This is a genomic window from Streptomyces vulcanius, from assembly GCF_042653945.1.
In the GTDB taxonomy this organism is placed as follows: Bacteria; Actinomycetota; Actinomycetes; order Streptomycetales; family Streptomycetaceae; genus Streptomyces; species Streptomyces mangrovi.
Genome location: NZ_JBHSFK010000005.1, coordinates 84,728 through 100,472 on the forward strand (window position 1 = coordinate 84,728; position 15,745 = coordinate 100,472).

At 70.3% G+C, this 15,745-nt stretch carries 14 protein-coding genes; 10 read left to right on the forward strand and 4 right to left on the reverse strand.

The annotated features are described in order from the left end of the window. Positions 1-20: 20 nt before the first annotated feature. Together ACFPIH_RS09335 and ACFPIH_RS09340 are read right to left on the reverse strand one after the other, a co-directional pair. Entirely contained in the window at positions 21-1,385 is a 1,365-nt protein-coding gene (locus tag ACFPIH_RS09335; protein WP_381165606.1) for an alpha-2,8-polysialyltransferase family protein, read from the reverse strand. Further along, on the reverse strand, positions 1,385-2,371 hold the full coding sequence (locus tag ACFPIH_RS09340; protein WP_381165604.1) for a glycosyltransferase family 2 protein: 987 nt from the start codon (positions 2,369-2,371) through the stop codon (positions 1,385-1,387). Before ACFPIH_RS09340 ends, ACFPIH_RS09335 begins: the two co-directional genes overlap by 1 nt. Before the next feature lie 197 nt (positions 2,372-2,568). Between ACFPIH_RS09340 and ACFPIH_RS09345 the strand changes: the two genes are divergently transcribed. From ACFPIH_RS09345 to ACFPIH_RS09360, 4 genes are read left to right on the forward strand one after another with little or no spacing between them, the layout of a single operon-like run. Then, positions 2,569-3,915, forward strand: coding sequence for a DUF6716 putative glycosyltransferase (locus ACFPIH_RS09345; protein ID WP_381165602.1), 1,347 nt, complete (start codon positions 2,569-2,571; stop codon positions 3,913-3,915). A gap of 26 nt (positions 3,916-3,941) precedes the next feature. After that, positions 3,942-5,180 carry a cytidylyltransferase domain-containing protein gene (locus tag ACFPIH_RS09350; RefSeq protein WP_381165600.1) on the forward strand — a complete coding sequence of 413 codons (1,239 nt, stop codon included), beginning with the start codon at positions 3,942-3,944 and terminating at the stop codon, positions 5,178-5,180. Positions 5,181-5,190: 10 nt separating this feature from the next. Next, positions 5,191-6,129, forward strand: a complete 939-nt coding sequence (locus ACFPIH_RS09355; protein ID WP_381165598.1) for an N-acetylneuraminate synthase family protein — start codon at positions 5,191-5,193, stop codon at positions 6,127-6,129. 42 nt (positions 6,130-6,171) lie between these two features. Next, entirely contained in the window at positions 6,172-7,257 is a 1,086-nt protein-coding gene (locus ACFPIH_RS09360) for a hypothetical protein (RefSeq protein ID WP_381165596.1), read from the forward strand. Between the two features lie 4 nt (positions 7,258-7,261). Here the strand turns inward: ACFPIH_RS09360 and ACFPIH_RS09365 are convergent, their stop codons facing one another. Beyond that, entirely contained in the window at positions 7,262-7,927 is a 666-nt protein-coding gene (locus ACFPIH_RS09365; RefSeq protein ID WP_381165594.1) for a class I SAM-dependent DNA methyltransferase, read from the reverse strand. Between the two features lie 103 nt (positions 7,928-8,030). After that, a complete protein-coding gene (locus ACFPIH_RS09370; RefSeq protein WP_381165592.1) occupies positions 8,031-8,261 on the reverse strand; it encodes a hypothetical protein in 231 nt (76 codons plus the stop codon). A gap of 304 nt (positions 8,262-8,565) precedes the next feature. On the opposite strand from ACFPIH_RS09370, the gene ACFPIH_RS09375 reads away from it, so the two are divergent. The 6 genes from ACFPIH_RS09375 (at position 8,566) to ACFPIH_RS09400 (ending at position 15,730) form a co-directional block, all read left to right on the forward strand. Further along, positions 8,566-9,816 (forward strand): amidohydrolase, encoded by a 1,251-nt coding sequence (locus ACFPIH_RS09375; protein WP_381165590.1) that lies wholly within the window; start codon positions 8,566-8,568, stop codon positions 9,814-9,816. Between the two features lie 280 nt (positions 9,817-10,096). Beyond that, complete coding sequence (locus ACFPIH_RS09380) at positions 10,097-11,161, forward strand: BMP family lipoprotein (protein WP_381165588.1); 1,065 nt, start codon at positions 10,097-10,099, stop codon at positions 11,159-11,161. A 201-nt stretch (positions 11,162-11,362) separates the two neighbouring features. Further along, positions 11,363-12,913, forward strand: coding sequence for an ABC transporter ATP-binding protein (locus tag ACFPIH_RS09385; RefSeq protein WP_381165806.1), 1,551 nt, complete (start codon positions 11,363-11,365; stop codon positions 12,911-12,913). Then, on the forward strand, positions 12,910-14,034 hold the full coding sequence (locus ACFPIH_RS09390) for an ABC transporter permease (protein ID WP_381165586.1): 1,125 nt from the start codon (positions 12,910-12,912) through the stop codon (positions 14,032-14,034). Before ACFPIH_RS09385 ends, ACFPIH_RS09390 begins: the two co-directional genes overlap by 4 nt. Next, positions 14,034-15,320: an ABC transporter permease gene (locus tag ACFPIH_RS09395; protein ID WP_381165584.1), complete on the forward strand. Its 1,287-nt coding sequence runs from the start codon at positions 14,034-14,036 to the stop codon at positions 15,318-15,320. Before ACFPIH_RS09390 ends, ACFPIH_RS09395 begins: the two co-directional genes overlap by 1 nt. Beyond that, the gene (locus ACFPIH_RS09400) at positions 15,317-15,730 is read left to right on the forward strand and encodes a cytidine deaminase (protein WP_381165583.1); all 414 of its coding nucleotides are present in this window, start codon (positions 15,317-15,319) and stop codon (positions 15,728-15,730) included. Before ACFPIH_RS09395 ends, ACFPIH_RS09400 begins: the two co-directional genes overlap by 4 nt. Positions 15,731-15,745 lie beyond the last annotated feature (15 nt).

A 15,745-nucleotide genomic window follows, 5' to 3' on the forward strand; every position in this document is an offset into this window, starting at 1 on the left:
TGCCCCTGCTTTATGGCTCATCAACGCTTGATCGCCTTGCGCAGTGCTTTCGCCCGGCGTACGACCCTGCGGGCCGTGGAGTTCTGCGGCAGGAAGGACAGCCGTTCCGGAATGCCGCCGGGCAGGCCGAGCGCGGTGAGCCGCTTGCGCTTGAAATAGCGCTGGGTGCGGGCGTCGAGATGCGTGCGCAGATAGTTCTCGGCCGCCGGACGCAGCTCGGGCAGCAGCTGCGGCTGCATGACGAAGCCGACGGCGGTGACCAGCCCGTTCAGCGTGTCGGCCGCGACCGAGGTGTCCTTCTCCTCCAGGTCCGGCAGCAGCGCGTCCGCGAGGACGACCGGCACCCGGTTGCTGTTCTGGTACGGCGTCAGCCGGTCCAGGAGCGGCTCGGTGCCGACCCGGGCGACCGGCAGCTCGTAGAACGCGGACGCGGTGAACAGACCGGTGGAGAAGCAGCCGACGACCAGCGCGGGCCGGGCCTTCTCGAACAGCACCTCGGCGAGGACCGGGGTGTCCAGAACGGTCAGTTCGACGCCGAGCTTCTCCGCCTCGGCCTCCAGGACCCGGCTGTAGCGGGCCGGCGCGCTCGGATGCGGCTTGAAGACCACCGAGCGGTGACCGCGGGCCACGGCGCCCCGCATCATCCGTACGTGCAGGTCCTCCTCCTCCTTCGCGGAGAGGATGTCCAGCGCGGACAGGTACTGGCCGAGCAGCAGCGCGGAGTCGTCCGGGAGCGCGGGCAGCGCGGGCACGGCTTCGGCGACCTGGCCGAGCACCTTCAGGAAGGCGCTCGCCGGCACCGTGCGCGCCGGCACCTCGAACTCGGTCAGCAGTATCGGGACGAGCCCGGGCACCAGGTCCAGGTGGAGCAGCCGGCGCACCCGGGTGCCGATCAGCGGGTCGATCTTGTTGCGGGTGGGGCCGTAGCTCATCAGGCCGTCGGCGTAGACCTCGACGGGCGCCCCGGTGAAGATTCCGGCGATGGCCTGGGCGGGGTTGACCTGGATGGACTCCAGGACGATCTCCACCCGGTCGTCGCCCAGGTCCCACAGCAGCCGCAGATAGCGCTCGAACAGCGGCACGTCGTCGGGGCGGGGCGACCAGGCGCTGGGGTGGAAGGGGCTGATCGCGTCGTTCCAGGACAGCACCTCGTCGAAGCGGTCCCGCAGCGGCTCGAAGCCCGGCATCTCGTCGACGGAGGGAGCGGTCTCCGGGTTCGTCGCGTTGTTGCACACCAGCAGCAGCCGTCGCCCGGCCGCCGGGAAGCAGCCGGAGTCGAGGGCGGCGGCGAGGGTGGCGACGCCGTAGAGGGTGGAGGCACAGAAGATCTGCGTGGTCTTGCGACCATTGATCCTTCCGGCGTTCGCGCCGGTGATCGGGGACATCAGGCAGCCGCCTTCGCGCTGGTGATCTGGCGCCGCAGCCGCCGCAGCTTGGCCGAGCGGCGCAGGTCCATGGTGTCGAGGACATCGGTGAGGAGTTCCTGCGGCATCCGCCTTATGGCCGCCGAGCTCATCGCCCGCAGCTGTTTGGCCACGGCCGGTTCCCACTTGTCGGTCTCGTTGAGGTGGTGGGCGATGATCGCGCAGTAGGTGCGTACCGCCTTCGGCAGCAGCCGGTCCGCCTCGCGGTCCTTCGCGGTCTCCTCGATCACCTGGTCGAAGGCGCGGATGAAGTCGAGCTGGCGGGCGTCACCGATCTGGGTCAGGGAGGAGGCGACCCCGCGGCGGTAGAAGACCCCGGTGAGGTTCAGCACCGCGAAGGACTCGGCCTCCCGGTGCAGCTTCCAGATCCACGGGCGGTCCTCGGCGGTGCGCAGCCCGTCGGTGAAGTGCAGCAGCCCTCGGTCGAGGAGCCGGCGGTGGTAGGCACCCGCCCAGGCGTAGGCGTAGTCGACGGAGGTGGTGCGGTGGGTGGGCAGGATCGCCTCGCGGGGGCTGAACACCTCCTCCCGCCGGCCGACCGGATGCCGTACGACGGTGCGGGCGCGCCCGGTGGCCTGGACGTGATCGGTACGGACGAAGTCGCAGCCCAGCGTCTCGATCGCGGTGACCAGTTCGGTCAGATACCCGCGGGCCAGCCAGTCGTCGCCGTCCAGGAAGGTCAGGTACTCGCCCGTGGCCACGTCGAGCCCGGTGTTGCGCGCGGTGGCGAGTCCTCCGTTCTCCTCATGGCGGACCAGCCGCACCTGGGCGACCTCCGAAAGCTCCTCGACCGCCCGCTCGAGAATGGCGGGGGTTTCGTCCTTCGACCTGTCGTCCACCAGCACGAACTCGAAGTCCGGCCGGGCGTTCAGGCGAAGGCTTCTGAGCGTGTCCGGGGCGTATTGCTGGACGTTGTAGAACGGCACGATCACGGAGAGCTTTGGCACAGCGAAATCCTAGAAGGGCCGCCGACAGCAGAACTTTCCGGTGGGGAGACGGGGGGTGAACTCAATGTGTCGGATTGGTGCACCCCGTGTGCGTGACAGCTGAATGAGGGTCAGTTCGGCCTTCGGTGGCCTGCTGTTAACTTTTCGTTGAGTCGGGGTTGGGTAAAAGCTGGGTTTTGCTTTCTAGCGTCTGAGTCGTGCCTGCAAGTACTGCCAACCCCCCACGGATCGCCGTCCTCGCGGACTCCGACACCCGCTGGAAGTGGGGTGCGCTGACCGCGAGCCGGATCGCGCCCATCGAAGCCGGATCCGGGGACGGCGCGCAAGTCGCCCCGGTCCTCGACGGATTCCTTCTGCGCGGCCGCGCCACGCCCACCCCCCGCCAGCTCGCCGAGGTGGGCGTGCACGCCGACTCGATGCGCGAGGTCACCGCCGTCGAGTTCCTGCGCGCCATGACGCAGACGTCGTACGACGTCCTCGTCCTCGCGCTGGTCGGCGGGGGCGTCCAGGCGGTCCTGCACGGCCTCAAGCGGGTCTGGGAGGAGAACTCCGACCGGCGCGTCCGGCCCGTCGTCGTCACCGGCTACGTCGGCGTCGTCTACGAGAAGCTCGCCGACGGCCTGCTGCTGCGGCACGGCGCCGACCTCGTCCTCGCCAACTCCCGCCAGGACGCCGAGCGCTTCAGCGCGGTGTACGACGGGGTGGGCGCCGACTCCTCCTCGGTGACCGAGGTCGCCCTGCCGTTCCTCGGCGGCGCCCCCTACGAGGGCGAGCACGACCCGTACACCGTCGTCTTCGCCGCGCAGCCCTCCGTGCCCGAGAGCCGCAAGGACCGTACCTACCTGCTCAACCGGCTGGTCCAGCACGCCCGGCTGCACCCCGAGCGCGAGGTGCTGCTGAAGCTGCGCTCCAGGCCCGGCGAGCACACCACCCACATCGAGGAACTGCCCTACCAGAAGCTGGCCCAGCGGCTCGACCTGCCGGCCAACTTCCGCCTGGTGTACGGCAACATGGGCGAGGTCCTGGACCGCACCGACCTGATGGTCACCATCAGCTCCACCGCCGCCCTGGAGTCCCTGCACCGCCGTATCCCCACCGTCGTCCTCAGCGACCTCGGGGTGCGCGAGGCGCTCGGCAACCACCACTTCGTCGGCTCCGGCTGCCTCGCCTCCTGGGACCAGCTCGACGAAGGCCACCGGCCCACGCCCGACGAGGAGTGGGTGTCCCGGCAGGGTGTGGCGGCCGACGGGTCCTACGCCACCGCCTTCGACCCGGCCCGCGAGCGCATCGCCAAGCTGCTCGACCGGCCCGGCGGACTGCCGCCCCTCACGCCCTACTACACGCCCGCCACCGCGCCCGGCTATCTGCCCGGCATCCTCGCCCGCCACCACCTCGGCCCCGACGGCAGCCCGCTGCCCGGCGCGCCCGCCCACGACAAGGACCCCGGCCCGGTCCGGCAGATCGTCCGCCGGGCGGCCCGCGGCGCCTACCGGCACGGCGTACAGCGGGTGGCGCCCGTCATCCGGCGGATGGGCGAGCTGTGAGCCGGCCGATTCAAGGAGTTCAGCCCATGTCCGACGCATCAGTGAGCACGCCCCGCGTTCTCGCCGTGATCCCCGCGCGCGGCGGCTCCAAGGGAGTGCCCGCCAAGAACCTGGCCCCCATCGGCGGCGTCCCGCTGGTCGCCCGGGCCGTCCGCGAGTGCCTGGCCACCCGGCTCGTCACGGATGTCGTCGTCTCCACCGACGACCAGGCCATCGCCGCCGCGGCACGCGAGGCGGGCGCCGAGGTCGTGCTGCGCCCGGCCGCCATCGCCGGTGACACCGCCACCTCCGAGGCGGCCGTCCTGCATGCCATGGACGCCCACGAGGCCCTGCACGGCACCTCCGTCGACGTCGTCCTGCTCGTGCAGTGCACCAGCCCCTTCCTGGTCCGCGAGGACGTCGACGGCGTCGCCGGAGCGGTCGCCGAACAGGGCGCCGACACCGCCGTCACCGTCGCCCCCTTCCACGGCTTCGTCTGGCGCCACTCGGAGGAGACGGGCGAGGGCGGCCACGGCGTCAACCACGACAAGTCCTTCCGCCCGCGCCGCCAGGACCGCCCCCAGGACTTCCTGGAGACCGGCGCCGCGTACGCGATGGCCGCGGCCGGCTTCCGCGAGCACAAGCACCGCTTCTTCGGCCGTACGGAACTCGTCCGCACCGACCCCGCCCGGGTCCTGGAGATCGACGACCCGCACGACCTCTCGCGCGCCCGCGCGCTGGCCCCGATCTTCGACGCGGACCGCCCGGGCTTCCTCCCCACCTTCGAGGACATCGACGCGGTCGTCCTCGACTTCGACGGCACCCAGACCGACGACCGGGTGCTGATCGACTCCGACGGACGGGAGGTCGTCGCCGTGCACCGCGGGGACGGCCTCGGCATCGCCGCCCTGCGCAGGAGCGGCCTGAAGATGCTGATCCTGTCCACGGAACAGAACCCGGTCGTCGCCGCGCGGGCCCGGAAGCTCAAGCTCCCGGTCCTGCACGGCATCGACCGCAAGGACCTCGCGCTCAAGCAGTGGTGCGAGGAGCAGGGCATCGCGCCGGAGCGCGTGCTCTACGTCGGCAACGACGTCAACGACCTCCCCTGCTTCGCCCTCGTGGGCTGGCCGGTGGCGGTCGCGAGCGCCCACGACGTCGTGCGCGGCGCCGCACGCGCGGTCACCACCATCTCCGGCGGTGACGGCGCGATCCGGGAGATCGCCGGCTGGATCCTCGGCCCCTCTCTCGAAGTCCCCTCCGAAGTACCTGCCAAGTCCAACAAGTAAGGACACCCGCATGAGCACCAACACCCGTCTGCGCACGTTCGGTTCCCGCGAGGTCGGCCCCGGCAGGCCCGTCTACATCTGCGGCGAGATCGGCATCAACCACAACGGCGAGCTCGACAACGCCTTCAAGCTGATCGACGTGGCCGCCGAGGCCGGCTGTGACGCGGTGAAGTTCCAGAAGCGCACCCCGGAGATCTGCACCCCGCGCGACCAGTGGGACATCGAGCGCGACACCCCCTGGGGCCGGATGACGTACATCGACTACCGCCACCGCGTGGAGTTCGGCGAGGACGACTACGCCAAGATCGACGAGTACTGCAAGAAGAAGGGGATCGACTGGTTCGCCTCCCCGTGGGACACCGAGGCCGTCGCCTTCCTGGAGAAGTTCGACGTCCCCGCCCACAAGGTCGCCTCCGCGTCCCTCACCGACGACGAGCTGCTGCGCGCCCTGCGCACCACCGGCCGTGCGGTCATCCTCTCCACGGGCATGTCGAGCCCGCGCCAGATCCGTCACGCCGTCGAGGTCCTGGGCAGCGACAACATCCTCATGTGCCACGCCACCTCGACGTACCCGGCGAAGGCCGAGGAGCTCAACCTCCGCGTGATCAACACGCTGGAGAAGGAGTTCCCGAACGTCCCGATCGGCTACTCCGGCCACGAGACCGGTCTGCAGACCACGCTCGCCGCGGTCGCCCTCGGCGCCACCTTCGTCGAGCGTCACATCACCCTCGACCGCGCGATGTGGGGCTCCGACCAGGCCGCCTCCGTCGAGCCGCAGGGCCTCGTCCGCCTCGTGCGCGACATCCGCACCATCGAGGCCAGCCTCGGTGACGGCGTCAAGAAGGTCTACGACTCCGAGCTCGGCCCCATGAAGAAGCTGCGCCGTGTCTCCGGCGTCGTCGCCGAGGCGGAGATCGCCGCTGCGGCCGGCGAGCCGGTCTCGGTCTGAGTCACCTCTGAGTCACCACCACTACGGGACGGTCTAACGAGGATGAGCCCCCGCGCCGGCAGCCACACCGGCACCACCCCCCGCACTCTCGCGTTCGTCGAGAGCCCGGTGCAGCTCCTGAACGTGCTCGAATGGGCGCACGCCCAGCATGCGCAGGACGAGTCCGGCGCGGAGCTCACCCTCGTCGTCCTGTCCCCGACCGACCCGATGACCCGCGGCCAGCTGCGGCGCATGGCCGAGCTGGCCCGCGAGGAGGGCCACACGGTCCGCTGGGAGGAGGCCCGCGGCGGCACCGCGGCCCCCTTCCGCACCATCGGCGGTCTGACCCGGCTGCTGCGCCGGGCGGACCGGGTGGTGATGGGCGACCCGTTCTCCCGCTACGTCCAGCTGCTGCTGACCATCACCAGGGCCACGGACCTCGTCGTGGTCGACGACGGCACCGCGACCATGGAGTTCGTCGGGCAGCTGGCCCGCGGCGAACGCCTTGTGCGCTGGCACCGCAAGGGCGGCCGGCCCGGCCCCCGCGACCTGGTCTTCGCCCCGGTGTCGTCCGCGGCGAGACGCCGGCTGACCCCGTCCGAGGACACCCGGGTGGAGGTCTTCTCGGCCATGCCGGTGGAGGAGACCCCCGAGGGCGTCACCGTCACCGCCAACACCTTCGTCTGGACCCGTGCCCGCTTCGGTCCGCCGCGCGTCACCAAGGGCGCCGACATGGTCGGCACGTCCCTGGTCGAGACGGGCGTGGTCGACGCGGACCGCTATCTGGAGGCGGTCCGCGCCCTCGCCAAGACCCACGGCGCCGCCCGCTACTTCGCCCACCGCCGCGAGAGCGCGGACAAACTCCACCGGCTGCACGTGGAGACCGGCCTGGAGGTCGTCCGCCCGGACCTCCCGCTGGAACTGATCGCCCGCCGCGGCCCCATCGGCCGCACGGTGCTGAGCTTCCCCTCCACGGTCGTCCACACGCTCCCGCTCGCGCTGTCCGGTACGGACGTCCGAGTGGCGGTCTGCGACATCGACCCGGCCTGGCTCACGGAACACGCCTCGCCCCGGGCCCAGGGCTTCCTGTCCGGAGTGACCGGCACGGCCCGGGACGTACACCGCCTGGCGGCGGTGAGCACGGCCTGAGGGGTCAGTCGTGGGCGGGCCGCCGGGCGAGCAGGAACGCCCGGGGCCGCTTGGCACCCTCGTCGGGTTCGAGCACGACCTGTGCCCGTACGTCGAGACCGGCCTCGCCGAGGAGATCGGCGACGGCGTCCGGGTCCCGCCAGTAGTAGTCCAGCGCGATGCCGTGCCCGAACCGCTCCGCGAGGTGCTCCTGCTCGCCGTCGCCGGTCTGGAAGGCGAGCAGCAGATACCCGCCGGGGACGAGGACGCGCCGGAACTCCCTTACGACGCCGGGCAGTCGGGCGTCCGGCACATGGATGACGGAGTACAGCGCGAGCAGCCCGCCGAGCGAACGGTCCGGCAGGTCGAGGGCGGTCATCGTCCCGACGTGGAACCGCAGCTCCGGGTGCGCCTGCCGGGCCAGAGCCACCATGCGCGGCGACACGTCCACCCCGAACACCGGCACCCCGAGGGCGTCAAGGCGCGCGGTCACATACCCGGGGCCGCTGCCGACGTCGGCGACGGGTTCACTGCCGCCCCGCTCCTTCACCAGCTCCGCGAACCCGGTGATCAGGGCTCTGTCCATCGTGCGGTGCCCGAGCCCGTCGGGGAACTCGGCGGTGTAGGCGTCGGCGATGGTGTCGTACGAGACACGGGTGGCCCGGATGAAGTCGACGTCGAGGTCGGTCATGCCGGCGCACACTACCGGGGCGCGGGGCGGCCCGTACGAACGTCGGCCGAGGAGCCGAGGGCCGAGAGGTGAACGCCGGGCCCTTCGTCCCAGGCCCTTCGTCCTATTCGTCGTTCTCGTCATTCCATCGGCCGAACCCGTCGAAGAAGCTTTCCTCGTGCCCGTCGTCCCCCGACCCCCGCCGTACCGCCCACACCACCCCGGCCAGCGCCCATCCCGCGAGCAGCATCACCACCAGCACGCCCAGCACCAGGACCGTCGTCCCCACGATGCCGAACCGGGCCAGCATGCCGGGGATGTGGTCCTCGCCGCATCCGCAGGTCATCGTCTCCATGCCGGGCAGCGTGCCCGCCCCGGCCCTGTTCCTCCCCCCACGTGGCGGAAACGCCATGCGGCGGTGATGATTCCGGGACCGGATCCGGGGTCCCGGTAGGTGGACGGCTACAGCGAGCCACCAGCGGGACGTGGTATGCGTGAGGGAAAGCAGGGAACGACATCCGTATGGCCGGGAAACCGGCAAAGCTTACCCATCTCCCACACCAGCCATGCGCCGTGCGGCCAACTTTTCTTCCCCTTCCGGGTTGAATTTTTGTTGATCGTGGGTCTGTCGACCGCCTCGGCGTCCTACCCTTCAGAGGGTGAAGCAATTGACGTCCCGAGAGTCCGAGGCCGAATCCGCCGGGGAAGCCACGCTCCCCGGCACGCTGCCGGAAGCCCTGCGTGCCGAGCTCGTCGCCTTCCGCCGCGACATGCACATGCACCCCGAGCTGGGCAACCAGGAGTTCCGTACGACGGCAGCGATCAAGGCCCGTCTGGAGAAGGCAGGCCTGAAGCCGCGCGTCCTCACCATGGGAACCGGCCTCATCTGTGACATCGGGATCGAGGAGGGGGCGGCGGCCGTTCCCGGCGTCCCGGTGCTGGCTCTGCGTGCCGACATCGACGCGCTGCCCATCCCGGACACGAAGACGGAGTGCGCCTACCGCTCGACCGTCCCGGACCGGGCGCACGCCTGCGGCCACGACGTGCACACCACCGTCGTCCTCGGCGCCGGCCTGGTCCTGGCCGAGCTGCACCGGCAGGGCCGCCTCCCGCGTCCCGTGCGGCTGATCTTCCAGCCCGCCGAGGAGGTGCTGCCCGGCGGCGCCGCCGACGCCATCGAGTGCGGCGCGCTGGACGGAGTGGGGCGGATCATCGCCGTGCACTGCGACCCGCGGGTCGACGCCGGGCGGATCGGGCTGCGCGCGGGCGCCATCACGTCGGCCTGCGACCGGCTGGAGATCAGCCTCGACGGCCCCGGCGGCCACACCGCCCGCCCGCACCTCACCACCGACCTCGTCACCGCCGCCGCCCGGGTGGTCACCGACGTCCCCGCCCTGGTCGGACGTCGGGTCGACACCCGTGCCGGTCTCGCCGTCACCTGGGGCCGCATCGAGAGCGGCCACGCGCCCAACGTGATCCCGCAGCACGCCGAGCTCTCCGGCACCGTCCGCTGCCTGGACCTCGAGGCCTGGCGGCAGGCCCCGGACATCGTCGTCGCGGCGATCGACGAGGTCGCCAACCTGCACCGCGCCAAGTCCGAGATCAACTACGTGCGCGGGGTGCCCCCGGTCGTCAACGACGCCGAGGTCACCGGTCTGCTGCGGGACGCCATGGCGGTCCGGCGCGGCGAGGACGCCGTGGAGAACACCGATCAGAGCCTCGGCGGCGAGGACTTCTCCTGGTACCTGGAGCGGGTCCCCGGCGCCATGGCCCGCCTCGGCGTCCGGCCCCCCGGCGAGCGGACCGTCCGCGATCTCCACCAGGGCGACTTCGACGCCGACGAGTACGCGATCACCGTCGGCGTGGAGCTGTTCACGGCCGCCGCGCTGCTCGACGCGGCGACCCGCTGAAACATGCGGCCCCTCCGGGGGCCGCTCCGCCGACCGGCGCAACACTGTTGTAAGCCAATCGTGCGCTGATGGAAATCAACGCTTTGGAAGCAGCAAGAGTACGAGTTCAGACGTCGTTTGCCTCGAATCGATAACGGCTTACCTACGGGTTATTTTCTGACATCTACGCGCGTTACGATGCCGCGAAGCCGACGCCGCAGGGGCGTCCAGGCCGAGCACTGGCATTGGTGCTCACATGAAGCGCCGAGACCGGCGCTCAGGTCAGGTGAAGGAGCCTCCCGTGCGCCGGGTAGCCAAGCTTTCCGCTGCGTGTATCGCCACCGCAGCTCTCGCAATGACTGCCACCGCCTGTGGCAGCACCTCGTCCGAGCAGGACAGCTCGTCCTCCGCTTCCTCCGACAGCGGCAAGGACGGCGGCATCAAGATCGGTCTTGCCTACGACGTCGGCGGGCGTGGTGACCGCTCCTTCAACGACTCCGCCGCCCGCGGTGCCGACAAGGCCGAGAAAGAGTTCAGCGGTTCCATCAAGGAGCTGACCGCCAAGAGCTCCGACACCGAGGCCGACCGCGAGCAGCGCCTGACCGACCTGGCCGACGCCGGCTACAACCCGATCGTCGCCGTGGGCTTCTCCTACGCCACCTCGGTCGACAAGGTCGCCGCCAAGTACCCGAAGGTCAGCTTCGGCCTCATCGACTCGGTCGCGACCGCCAAGAACGTCGACAGCATCACCTTCACCGAGGAGCAGGGCTCCTACCTGGCCGGTGTCGCCGCGGCGCTCAAGACCAAGAAGGACCACGTCGGCTTCGTCGGCGGCGTGGACACCCCGCTGATCAAGAAGTTCGCGGCGGGCTACGTGCAGGGCGTCAAGGACACCAACTCCAAGGTCAAGGTCGACGTCCAGTACCTGACCCACGGCTCCGACCTGTCCGGCTTCGCCAGCCCCGACAAGGGCAAGGAGGCCGCGTCCGGCATGCTCGACAACGGCGCCGACGTGATCTACGCCGCGGCCGGCTCCTCCGGCAACGGCTCGATCGAGGCCGTCTCCGGCGTCAAGGGCGCCTGGGCCATCGGCGTGGACTCGGACCAGTACAACATCCCGGGTCTGGCCAAGTACAAGAACTCGATCCTGACCTCGATGGTCAAGAACGTCGACGTCGGCGTCTACGACTTCGTCAAGTCCGTGCAGGACGGCAAGCCGCTGACCGGCAACCAGATCTACTCGCTCGCCAAGGGTGGTGTCGGCCTGGCCACCAGCGGTGGCTTCATCGACGACATCAAGACCCAGCTGGACGAGGCCAAGACGAAGATCGTCGACGGCACCATCACGGTCAAGACCACCACGTGACCTGACGGTTCCCGCGGGAACCACGGCTCGGCGAGGGGGCGTACGACCACCCCCTCGCCGGGCCATAACAATGTGTCAACTCTACGCGTGTAGCACGGAGTTGCCGCGCTAGCGTCGCCGACGCCTGCCCTCCCCTACGCAGCCCCTTTTCCCCGAGGAGAGTGCGCCATCAACGCGTCCAGCCCTCCCGCTGCCGTCGAACTGCGCGGCATCACCAAGCGATTCCCCGGCGTCGTCGCCAACCGTGACATCGACATCACGGTCCGTACGGGTACCGTCCACGCTCTCTGTGGTGAGAACGGCGCCGGCAAGTCCACCCTGATGAAGATCCTCTACGGCATGCAGCAGCCGGACGAGGGCACCATCACGGTGAACGGTGAGCGGGTCACCTTCCACAACCCCGCCGACGCCATCGCCCGCGGCATCGGCATGGTGCACCAGCACTTCATGCTCGCCGACAACCTCACCGTCCTCGAGAACGTGGTCCTCGGCGCGGAGAAGCTGTACGGCATCGGCGCCAAGGCCCGTACGAAGATCAAGGAGATCTCCGACGCGTACGGGCTGAACATCCGGCCCGACGTCCTCCTGGAGGAGCTCGGCGTCGCCGACCGGCAGCGGGTGGAGATCCTCAAGGTCCTCTACCGAGGCGCCAAGACCCTCATCCTCGACGAGCCCACCGCCGTCCTCGTGCCCCAGGAGGTCGACGCCCTCTTCGACAACCTGCGCGAGCTGAAGGCCGAGGGGCTCACCGTCATCTTCATCTCCCACAAGCTGGGCGAGGTCCTCTCCGTCGCCGACGAGATCACCGTCATCCGGCGCGGCACCACCGTCGGCACGGTCGAGCCCGCGGGCACCACCCCCAAGCAGCTCGCCGAGCTGATGGTCGGCAGCGAACTGCCCACGCCGGAGACCGAGGAGTCCACGGTCACCGACGTGCCGCTGCTCCAGGTGGACAAGCTGCACCTGACCCAGACCGACCTCGACGGCGTCGAGCGGATCATCCTCGACGCGATCTCCCTCACCATCCACAAGGGCGAGGTCCTCGGCATCGCCGGCGTGGAGGGCAACGGCCAGTCCGAGCTGGTCGAGGCGATCATGGGCATACGTCACCCCGACGCCGGCGCCATCACCCTCGACGGCACCGACATCTCGCACGCCCCCACCCGCCGCCGCCGCGAGGCCGGCGTTGGCTACATCCCCGAGGACCGCCACCGCCACGGCCTGCTCCTCGAGGCCCCGCTGTGGGAGAACCGCATCCTCGGCCACGTCACCGAGAGGCCCAACTCCCGCGGCCAGCTGCTCGACATCAAGGCCGCCCGCACCGACACCGAGCGCATCATCGGCGCCTACGACGTCCGTACGCCCGGCATCGACGTGACCGCCGCCTCGCTGTCCGGCGGCAACCAGCAGAAGCTGATCGTGGGCCGCGAGATGAGCCACGCGCCCAAGCTGCTCATCGCCGCCCACCCCACCCGCGGTGTGGACGTCGGCGCGCAGGCCGCGATCTGGGACCACATCCGCGAGGCCCGCCGCGAGGGCCTGGCCGTGCTGCTGATCTCCGCCGACCTGGACGAGCTCATCGGGCTCTCCGACACCCTGCGGGTGATGTACCGCGGCCGCCTGGTCGCCGACGCCGACCCCGCCACGATCACCCCCGAGGAGCTGGGCTCCGCCATGACGGGTGCGGCCACCGGCCACCTGGAGCACACAGAGGCCTCCGGCCCGGAGACCACAGAGGACGACGCCCGATGAAGAAGCTGACCCCACGCATCGACAAGGAGCGGCTGCTCCTCGGCATCGCCGCGCCGCTGCTGGCGATCGTCGCCGCGCTCGTCGTCACCGCCCTGGTCATCCTCGCCACCGGCAAGAACCCGGGCGCGGCCTTCAGCGACATGGTGACCTACGGCAGCGCCAGCGACAGCCAGGTCTACATCCTGAACAAGGCGACGACGTACTACCTGGCGGGCGTCTCGGTGGCCATCGGCTTCCGGATGAACCTGTTCAACATCGGCGTCGACGGCCAGTACCGGATCGCCGCGTTCTTCGCCGCCGTCCTCGGCGGCGCGCTGACCGTGCCCGGCTGGATCGCCATCCCGCTGATCATCCTGTGCGCCATGGCGACCGGTGCCCTGTGGGCGGCCATCGCGGGCGTCCTCAAGGTGACCCGCGGCGTCAGCGAGGTCATCTCGACGATCATGCTGAACTCGATCGCGACCGCGGTCATCGCCTACCTGCTGCAGCCGGGCAAGCTCGCCGAGTTGCAGGCCGGCGGCACCGTCATCTCCACCACACCGCTGCCGAAGTCCTCGTACTTCTTCCAGATCGACACCGGCGCGGCCGGCGTGCTGTGGGGCTTCATCGTCATCGCCGTGCTCGTCGGCGTCGCGTACTGGTTCGTGCTCGGCCGCACCAGGTTCGGCTTCGACCTGCGCACCGTCGGCCAGTCCGAGAGCGCCGCAGCCGCGAGCGGTGTCTCCGTCAAGAAGATGATCGCCACCAGCATGGTCATCTCGGGTGCGGTGGCCGGTCTGATCGGCATGCCGACCCTGCTCAACGACAGCCACCAGTTCAGCAACGACTTCCCGTCGGGCATCGGCTTCACCGGCATCGCCATCGCCCTGCTCGGCCGCAACAACCCGGTCGGGATCGCGCTCGGCGCACTGCTCTGGGGCTTCCTGGAGCGCACCACCAACCACCTCGAGTTCGAGGGGTACGACAAGGAGATCCTCGGCGTCATCCAGGGCGTCATCGTCCTGTGCGTCGTCATCGCCTACGAGCTCGTCCGCCGCTACGGCCTCAAGCGCCAGCAGCAGCGGGTCGGCGCCGAGCTCGCCGCCCAGGCCGCCGCGACCCAGAAGCAGGAGGTGGCGTGATGACTGCCACGATGACCGACACGCCGCCCCCCGCGGCTCCCAAGGCGGACACCGAAGGCACGCGGTCGGGCCGCCCGCTCGGCCAGATCCTCATGATCGTCGCGGGCGCGCTGCTGCTCGTCGCCGCGGTCCGTGTCATCACGGGCTCCGACCAGCTCACCTCCGAGGGCCAGGTCTCCGCCGCCCTCGGCCTGGCCGTGCCCATCGGCCTCGCGGGTCTGGCCGGCCTGTGGTCCGAGCGGTCCGGTGTGGTCAACATCGGCCTCGAGGGCATGATGATCCTCGGCACCTTCGGCGCCGGCTGGATCGGCTGGCAGTCCAACCCCTGGCTCGGCCTGCTGTGCGGTATCGGCTTCGGTGTCCTCGGCGGTCTGGTGCACGCCGTCGCGACCATCACCTTCGGCGTCGACCACATCGTCTCCGGTGTCGCCGTCAACCTGCTCGCGCTCGGCATCACCCAGTACCTCGCCAAGATCTTCTTCTCGGAGGGCGACGCGGCGGACGCGGGCGGCAACCCCAAGCAGTCCCCGCCCGTGGACTCGCTGCCCAACATCGACGTGCCCGGTCTCTCCGACGCCCTCAAGTCCCTCGAGAACCACCACTGGTTCCTGATCTCCGACCTCGCCGGCATCCTCGGCGGCCTGGTCACCGACCTGTCCGTGGTGACGCTCTTCGCCGTCCTGCTCTTCGTCGGCAGCTGGTGGCTGCTGTGGCGCACCCCGTTCGGTCTGCGGCTGCGCTCCTGCGGTGAGAACCCGGTCGCCGCGGAGTCGCTCGGCGTCAACGTCTACAAGTACAAGTACGCGGCCGTGGCCGTCTCCGGCGGTCTGGCCGGCCTCGCCGGCGCCTTCCTCGCGCTGGTCACCTCGCACACCTACCTGGAGAACCAGACCGGCGGGCGCGGCTACATCGGCCTCGCGGCCATGATCTTCGGCAACTGGCGGCCCGGCGGACTGGCGATGGGCGCCGGCCTGTTCGGCTACTCCGACGCGCTGCAACTGCGCAACGGCGGCGAGACCGTGCACGCGCTGCTGCTCGTGCTGGTCGTCCTGCTCGCGCTGCTCGGCGGGTGGAAGCTGTACCGCAAGGCGCACTGGCAGGGCGGCATCAGCCTCTTCGTCGGCGCGCTCGTCCTGCTCTGGTACCTGTTCACCGACGAGGTGCCCAACGACTTCGTGGGCGCCACCCCGTACGTCGTCACGCTGCTCGTGCTGTCGCTGTCCGCGCAGCGCCTGCGGATGCCGAAGGCCGACGGCATGCGGTACCGGAAGGGCCAGGGCAAATGACCCCCGCCGCCGCGCCGGCCGGCCCGGTCGACTGGGAGAAGCTGCGTGCGGTCGCCCGGGACGCCATGTCCCGGGCGTACGCCCCGTACTCCGGCTACCCGGTCGGCGTGGCGGCCCTCGTCGACGACGGCCGGATCGTCTCGGGCTGCAACGTCGAGAACGCCTCCTACGGGCTCGGCCTGTGCGCCGAGTGCGGACTGGTCTCCGAACTCCAGAACACCGGCGGCGGCCGGCTCACGCACTTCACCTGCGTGGACGGCCGCGGCGAGATCCTCGTCCCGTGCGGCCGCTGCCGCCAGCTGCTCTACGAGTTCGGCGGCCCGGCCCTCCTGCTGGAGACGCCGGCGGGCATCCTCCCGTTGTCGGAGATGCTCCCGCAGGCCTTCGGTCCGGACCACCTCACCAAGTAAGTCACGTAGTTCAAG

Excerpts from the sequence above, each read along its gene's own strand:
- ACFPIH_RS09360 (WP_381165596.1), top strand. The coding sequence starts at position 6,172 with ATGAGCCCCCGCGCCGGCAGCCACACCGGCACCACCCCCCGCACTCTC.
- ACFPIH_RS09335 (WP_381165606.1), bottom strand. The coding sequence starts at position 1,385 with ATGTCCCCGATCACCGGCGCGAACGCCGGAAGGATCAATGGTCGCAAG.
- ACFPIH_RS09355 (WP_381165598.1), top strand. The coding sequence starts at position 5,191 with ATGAGCACCAACACCCGTCTGCGCACGTTCGGTTCCCGCGAGGTCGGC.
- ACFPIH_RS09350 (WP_381165600.1), top strand. The coding sequence starts at position 3,942 with ATGTCCGACGCATCAGTGAGCACGCCCCGCGTTCTCGCCGTGATCCCC.
- ACFPIH_RS09370 (WP_381165592.1), bottom strand. The coding sequence starts at position 8,261 with ATGGAGACGATGACCTGCGGATGCGGCGAGGACCACATCCCCGGCATG.
- ACFPIH_RS09365 (WP_381165594.1), bottom strand. The coding sequence starts at position 7,927 with ATGACCGACCTCGACGTCGACTTCATCCGGGCCACCCGTGTCTCGTAC.
- ACFPIH_RS09390 (WP_381165586.1), top strand. The coding sequence starts at position 12,910 with ATGAAGAAGCTGACCCCACGCATCGACAAGGAGCGGCTGCTCCTCGGC.
- ACFPIH_RS09395 (WP_381165584.1), top strand. The coding sequence starts at position 14,034 with ATGACTGCCACGATGACCGACACGCCGCCCCCCGCGGCTCCCAAGGCG.
- ACFPIH_RS09400 (WP_381165583.1), top strand. The coding sequence starts at position 15,317 with ATGACCCCCGCCGCCGCGCCGGCCGGCCCGGTCGACTGGGAGAAGCTG.